At 67.5% G+C, this 5,890-nt stretch carries 7 protein-coding genes; all 7 read left to right on the top strand.

The genetic code is table 11. The annotated features are described in order from the left end of the window. A partial coding sequence (locus Q0Q02_RS22945; protein WP_293813042.1) for a creatininase family protein occupies positions 1-585 on the top strand: 585 nt, incomplete at its 5' end. 53 nt (positions 586-638) lie between these two features. Next, complete coding sequence (locus Q0Q02_RS22940; protein ID WP_293813040.1) at positions 639-1,694, top strand: extracellular solute-binding protein; 1,056 nt, start codon at positions 639-641, stop codon at positions 1,692-1,694. 10 nt (positions 1,695-1,704) lie between these two features. Then, on the top strand, positions 1,705-2,754 hold the full coding sequence (locus Q0Q02_RS22935) for an ABC transporter ATP-binding protein (protein WP_293813038.1): 1,050 nt from the start codon (positions 1,705-1,707) through the stop codon (positions 2,752-2,754). Next, on the top strand, positions 2,751-3,593 hold the full coding sequence (locus Q0Q02_RS22930) for an ABC transporter permease (RefSeq protein WP_293813036.1): 843 nt from the start codon (positions 2,751-2,753) through the stop codon (positions 3,591-3,593). Before Q0Q02_RS22935 ends, Q0Q02_RS22930 begins: the two co-directional genes overlap by 4 nt. After that, positions 3,590-4,378 (top strand): ABC transporter permease, encoded by a 789-nt coding sequence (locus tag Q0Q02_RS22925; protein WP_293813034.1) that lies wholly within the window; start codon positions 3,590-3,592, stop codon positions 4,376-4,378. Before Q0Q02_RS22930 ends, Q0Q02_RS22925 begins: the two co-directional genes overlap by 4 nt. Before the next feature lie 9 nt (positions 4,379-4,387). Next, positions 4,388-5,068, top strand: coding sequence for an RraA family protein (locus Q0Q02_RS22920; RefSeq protein WP_293813032.1), 681 nt, complete (start codon positions 4,388-4,390; stop codon positions 5,066-5,068). An 11-nt stretch (positions 5,069-5,079) separates the two neighbouring features. Further along, positions 5,080-5,890, top strand: an 811-nt coding sequence (locus tag Q0Q02_RS22915) for a gamma-glutamyltransferase (protein ID WP_293813030.1), incomplete at its 3' end; no start/stop codon positions are given.

The following is a 5,890-nucleotide window of genomic DNA, read 5'->3' as shown; positions in this document are numbered from 1 at the left end:
GACTGGTTCGGTCCGATGATCGGCGGCATCGCCATCTCGCAGGGCACGCTGACGGCGGTCATCGCCGAGATGGTCGACTCGCTGCATCGCAACGGGCTGACCCGGATCATCGTGATCAACGGCCATGGCGGCAATGTCGGCCCGATCTCGGAAGTCGCGCGCGAACTCTACCAGCGCGAGCGCATCGTGCTGCCGAGCCTTTATCTCTGGCGCATCGCCTATGGCATGCTGCCGGGTATCGTCGGCGCCGAGAAGTCGGCGAAGGTTTCCGGCCACGGCGCCGACCCGCTGACCAGCCTCGGCCTGCACCTGTTCCCCGAGCTGATGCGGCCCGACCTCATCCCGGCCGGCAAGCCGATGAAGCGCGACCCCATCCTCGACCTGCCCTTCACGGGGCTCGGCACCGCGAGCTTCGACGGCGCCGAAGTGGGCGTGCCGCATGAGTACGACGAGGTCTATCATGACGGCGTCGGCAAGGGCGATCCGACACTCTGCTCGGCCGAGACCGGCGTGAAGCTGGCGGAGAAGCTGACCGATGTCTGCGCCCGCTTCATCGCGCATTTCGCATCCAAAGTCCCGGCCTGAGCCGACAGCTCGCCAACCAGCCGCCCGAGGCGGCGCCACAGCAGGAGATTTTCATGCTCACCCGCCGCCTCGCCATCCAGTCCGGCCTCGCGACCATCGCGATGCCGGCCGTCCTGCGGGCACAGACGCTCTCGGGGCAGATCACGCTGATGTCCTATGCCGGCATCTTCCAGGACAACTACACCAAGGCAGTGATCGAGCCGTTCCTGCAGGCGCATCCCGGCGTCAAGGTGAACTATGTGCCCGGCGGCACCTCGGCCCAGATGATCGGCAGCGTCAGGGCGCAGAAGGCCGATCCGCAGACTGACGTGGCGATCATGGACATCACCACCTCCAGCATCGGCAATCTCGAGGGGCTGTTCGAGAAACTCAACCCCTCCGAGTTCCCGGTGCTGAACGAGCTTTTGCCGGAAGCGCGCGCGGCCGGCGGCGATTTCGGCCCGGCCGTGACCTTCGACCATCTCGTCATCGTCCAGGACGCGTCGCTGAAGCCCCAGCTCGCGAAGCTCGCCGATCTCTGGCGGCCGGACCTCAAAGGCCAGATCGCCCTCGCCGCGCCACCGAACATCCAGGGCCTGGCGCTGACGGCCATGGTCGAGAAGATGGCGGGCGGCGACTACCGCAAGTCGATCGACGCCGCGATGAAAAAGCTGAAGGAGCTCGCGCCAGGCGTCACCACCTTCGAACCGAATCCCGATGGCTATTCGCTGATCCTGAACGGGGTGGCGAAGGTCGCGACCGGCTGGAACGCCCGGGCTCAGCTCTATTCCGACCAGACCGGCGGCAAGATCAATGCTCTGCTGCCGCCGGAAGGCTCGGTCTTCCAGGTCAACACCATCAACCTCACCGCCGGCTCGAAGAACCGTGCCGCAGCCGCGGCCTTCGTCGCGCATGCGCTGTCGCAGGGCGCGCAGAAGGCTTTCACCGAGCGGATGTTCTATGCGCCGACCAATGCCAAGGCGCAGATCGACGCCAAGGCTCTGGCACGCACGGCCGCCTCGCCCGAGAACCGCGCGCGCATGATCCCGGTCGACTGGAACGAGGTCCTCAAGGTGCGCGACCAGTGGAACAACCGCTGGCGGCGCGAGGTCATTGCGGCGGCACGTTGAGCGGCAGGCGATGAGCTATCTCGAACTCGCCGGGCTGCAGAAGCGCTACGGCAACTCGGTCGCAGTCGACGACGTCTCGCTCTCGGTGGAACAGGGCGAGGCCGTCGCGCTGCTCGGCCCCTCCGGCTGCGGCAAGACCACGACCTTGCGCATGCTGGCCGGGCTGATTGAGCCGAACCACGGCACGATGACGCTCGACGGCAACGAGATCACGCGGCTGCCGGCCCATAAGCGCAACATGGGCTATGTCTTCCAGTCCTATGCGCTGTTCCCGCATCTCTCGGTGGGGCGCAACATCGCCTTCGGGCTGGAGGAGCGTGGCGCCTCCCGCAGTGAGACCGAGAAGCGCGTTCAGGAGGGGCTGGCGCTGGTGCGTCTCAGCGGCCTCGAGCAACGCCGCCCGAAGGAACTTTCGGGCGGCCAGCAGCAGCGCGTCGCGCTGGCCCGCGCGCTGGTGATCCAGCCTTCCGTGCTGCTGCTCGACGAATCCCTGTCCAATCTCGACGCCAAGCTGCGCGACGCGATGCGCCACGAGATCCGCTCGATCCAGCGCACGCTCGGCATCACCACGCTCTTCGTCACGCATGACCAGGTCGAGGCGCTGACGATGTGCGACCGGATCGCGGTGATGCATCGCGGCCGCATCGCCCAGATCGGCAGCGCCGAGGACATTTATGACCGGCCAGCGACGCGCTTCGTGGCCGAGTTCGTCGGGCGTGCCAATGTCCTGCCGCTCGCCCGCGACGCACAAGGTCGCGCGACGGTCTGGGAACAGCTCGTGCCGGTCGAGTCCGCCGAGAATGCCGATCTCTTCGTCCGGCCTCAACGCATGCGGATTGTCCCTGTTTCCGAACCGATCAGCGGCGACACGGCGCGCCTGACCGGACGCGTGCTGCGCAGCGTCTTCGTCGGCGACCATGTCGAGGTGCTGGTGGAGGGGGCCGGCGGCCAGCTCACGGTCGAGATGCCTTCGGGTTCGGCCGCGCCGGCCGAGGGCAGCGAAGTCGCTATCGTCTGGCCGCGTGGCGAAAGCCGAGTCTTCGCACGCGAGGCGTCATGACCGCCTCGCGCCGCCTGCCGCTGCTGCTGATCCCGGCGACGCTTTTCCTGCTCGCCATCTATGTCTTGCCGTCGCTCGGGCTGTTCCGCAACGCCTTCAACGAGGTCGGGCCGACCGGGGCTATGGTCGAGGCCTGGTCGCTGGAGACCTGGCGCGCCACCTTCCATGACAGCTTCACCTTCGAACTGACGCTGAACTCGCTCTGGCTTTCGGCGGTCTCAACGCTGATCGCGCTCTGCATGGCCTATCCCGTCTCGCTTTTCCTGTTCCGTACCGATTCCCGCTTTCGCGGCTTGCTCGCGGTGGTCGCGATCATGCCGATGCTGGTCTCCGGCGTGGTGCGCGTGTTCGGCTGGCTCGCCATTCTCGGCGATCGCGGACTGGTCAACACGACGCTGCAATCGCTCGGTCTGATCTCGACGCCGCTGAAGCTCGTCTTCAACTGGACCGGTGTCACCATCGGCCTCGCCGAAAGCATCATGCCCTATATGATCCTGGCGCTGCTCGCCGGCTTCGGCCGGCTCGACCGCACGCTGGAGGAAGCGGCGCGCTCGCTCGGTGCCTCGCCGTTCCGCACGTTCAGGCGCGTCACGCTGCCGCTCAGCCTGCCGGCGATCGCGTTGGCGGCGGGCTTGGGCTTCGTTCTGTCGATGTCGGCCTATATCACGCCCAAGCTCTTGGGCGGCGGGCGCGTCTTCGTGCTGGCGACGGAGATCTTCGAGCAGGCGACGACCAATACCAACTGGCCGGTCGCGGCGGTGCTGGCGATCTACACGCTGGTGCTGCTGCTGGCCCTGCTCGTGGTCTCCAACCTGGTGGCACGGAGGCTGCAGCGATGACCGGGGCGGGGCGCGTTCTCTCCAGCTTCGCGGCGCTGGTCTATGCGATGATCCTGGCGCCGATCGTCGTCGTCGTCATGCTGTCCTTCTCGGCGGACAATTTCATCCTGTTCCCGCCCTCCGGCTATTCGCTGCGCTGGTTCAGGCAGCTCGCGGGCAACGGACCGCTGCTGGCGGCGCTCTGGCTCAGCGTGCAGGTCGCGGCGGTGGTGACGCTGCTGTCGCTCGCGGTCGGCGTGCCCTCGGCGCTCGCGCTCGCCAAGGGCCAGTTCTCGGGCAAGACGGCGTTGACGAGCTTCTTCCTGGCGCCGCTGCTGCTGCCGACCTTGATCACCGGCCTCGCATTGCTGCTGTTCTTCTCGCCGTTGAAGCTGACCGCGACGCTGCCCGGGCTCGTGTTCGGCCATATGACGGTGACCGTGCCCTTCGTGATCCGGATGATGACGACGGCGCTCGCCAACCTGCCGGATGATATCGAGGCGGCCGCCGCGACGCTCGGCGCCACGCCCTGGCGGGTGGTGCGACGGGTGACGCTGCCTCTGGCGACACCCGGCCTCATCGCCTGCGCCTGCCTGTCCTTCCTGCTCTCCTTCGACGAGACGGTGATCTCGCTGTTCATCGCCGGCCCGCGTGCCTCGACCTTGCCGGTCGAGATGGTGCGCTATGTCGAAGGGCGCACCGATCCGCTCATCGCGGCCTTGTCCGTGGTGCTCATCGTCGCGACGCTCGCCGTCGTTCTCGTGGTCGAACGCCTGGTCGGCGTCGCCCGTGCTGTTGGAAAGTAGGAGAAATTCATGCCCGATTATCGCATCGAAGCCATGCCTGAGCAGCTCCCGGCGGCGCTGGTCGAGAAGCTGCAGAAGGTCGAGACCGCGACCATCGGCCATTCCCAGCACTGGGGCTTCATGGATCGCCGTATCCAGCCGCTGCTGCGCGGCAAGCGCATCGCCGCCGCGGCGGTGACGCTGGCGATCCCCGGCCAGGATTCGACCCTGCTGCATCACACGCTCGGCCTGCTGCGCCCCGGCGATATCCTCGTCGTCGACCGTCTCGGCGACGACAAGCATGCCTGCTGGGGCGGCGGCGTCACCGTCGCGGCCAAGGCGGCCGGCGCGGTCGGCGGTATCGTCGACGGACCCTGCACCGACCTCACCGAGATCGAGGATTCCGATTTCCCGATGTGGTGCCGCGGCATGTCGCCGATCACGACAAGGCTCTACAATCTCGGCGGCACGCTCAACCTGCCGATCTCCTGCGGCAATGTCCCGGTCAAGGCCGGCGACGTCATCCTTGCCGACGAATCCGGCGTGCTGGTGCTGCCCCGCGCCGAGGCCGAGGCGATCGCGGACGCCGCCATCGCCCGGCAGGAGCGCGGCGAGAAGACGCAGAACCGGGTCAAGATGGGCGAGAAGCTCGGCGACATCTCCGGTGCGACCAAGATGGTGCTCGACGCCATCGCCGCGGCGAAGGGCTGACGAGGCCGATCATGAACGCTCCCGTTTCCGTCCCGCGCGTCGCCGATTTCACCTGCGAGAAGAAGCCGGCGACCGGCTCGCGCGGCATGGTCGTCACCAACCATCCGCTCGCCTCGGCGGCCGGCGCGCAGATGCTGCTCGCCGGCGGCAATGCCATCGATGCGGCCGTCGCCTCGCTTTTTGCGCTGACGGTGGCCGAGCCGATGATGGTCGGCATTCTCGGCGGTGGCTTAAGCCATATCCGGCTCGCCGACGGGCGCCATGTCGTGATCGACAATCTCTCGACCGCGCCGGGCCAAGCGACGGCCGACATGTATGAGTGCCTGTCCGACGAGATCGGCAAGCAGCGCGACACGCGCGACCGCGAGAACGTGGTCGGCGCCAAGGCGGTCGCGGTTCCCGGCGCGCTCAAGGGCTGGTGCGAGGCGCTTGCCCGCTTCGGCACGCTGGCGCTGGCCGATGTTCTCCAGCCGGCGATCGGGCTGGCGGAGCGCGGCTTCGTGGTCACGCCCTATCTCTCGAACTGCATCACCGACAATGCGGCCGATCTCGCCCGCGATCCCGGCCTCGCGGCGATGCTGTTGCCGGGCGGACAGCCGCTCCAGCCGGGCATGCGGCTGGTTCAATCCGACTATGCGGCGAGCCTGAAGTTGATCGCGGCGGAAGGGCCCGAGGCGCTCTATGGCGGCAAGCTCGGACGGGCGCTGACCGACTACATGGCGGCGAATGGCGGGCTGATCGACCAGGCTGATCTCGCGAATTACCGGATCGAGTTGCGCGAGCCGATCCGCGGCTCCTATCGCGGCTACGAGATCATCGGCC

This window comes from uncultured Allobosea sp., from assembly GCF_945956895.1.
Taxonomy (GTDB): Bacteria; Pseudomonadota; Alphaproteobacteria; order Rhizobiales; family Beijerinckiaceae; genus Allobosea.
Note: the sequence above shows the minus strand (reverse complement) of the source record. Positions and strands in the feature narration are given on the sequence as shown.

Excerpts from the sequence above, each read along its gene's own strand:
- Q0Q02_RS22940 (WP_293813040.1), top strand. The coding sequence starts at position 639 with ATGCTCACCCGCCGCCTCGCCATCCAGTCCGGCCTCGCGACCATCGCG.
- Q0Q02_RS22935 (WP_293813038.1), top strand. The coding sequence starts at position 1,705 with ATGAGCTATCTCGAACTCGCCGGGCTGCAGAAGCGCTACGGCAACTCG.
- Q0Q02_RS22930 (WP_293813036.1), top strand. The coding sequence starts at position 2,751 with ATGACCGCCTCGCGCCGCCTGCCGCTGCTGCTGATCCCGGCGACGCTT.
- Q0Q02_RS22925 (WP_293813034.1), top strand. The coding sequence starts at position 3,590 with ATGACCGGGGCGGGGCGCGTTCTCTCCAGCTTCGCGGCGCTGGTCTAT.
- Q0Q02_RS22920 (WP_293813032.1), top strand. The coding sequence starts at position 4,388 with ATGCCCGATTATCGCATCGAAGCCATGCCTGAGCAGCTCCCGGCGGCG.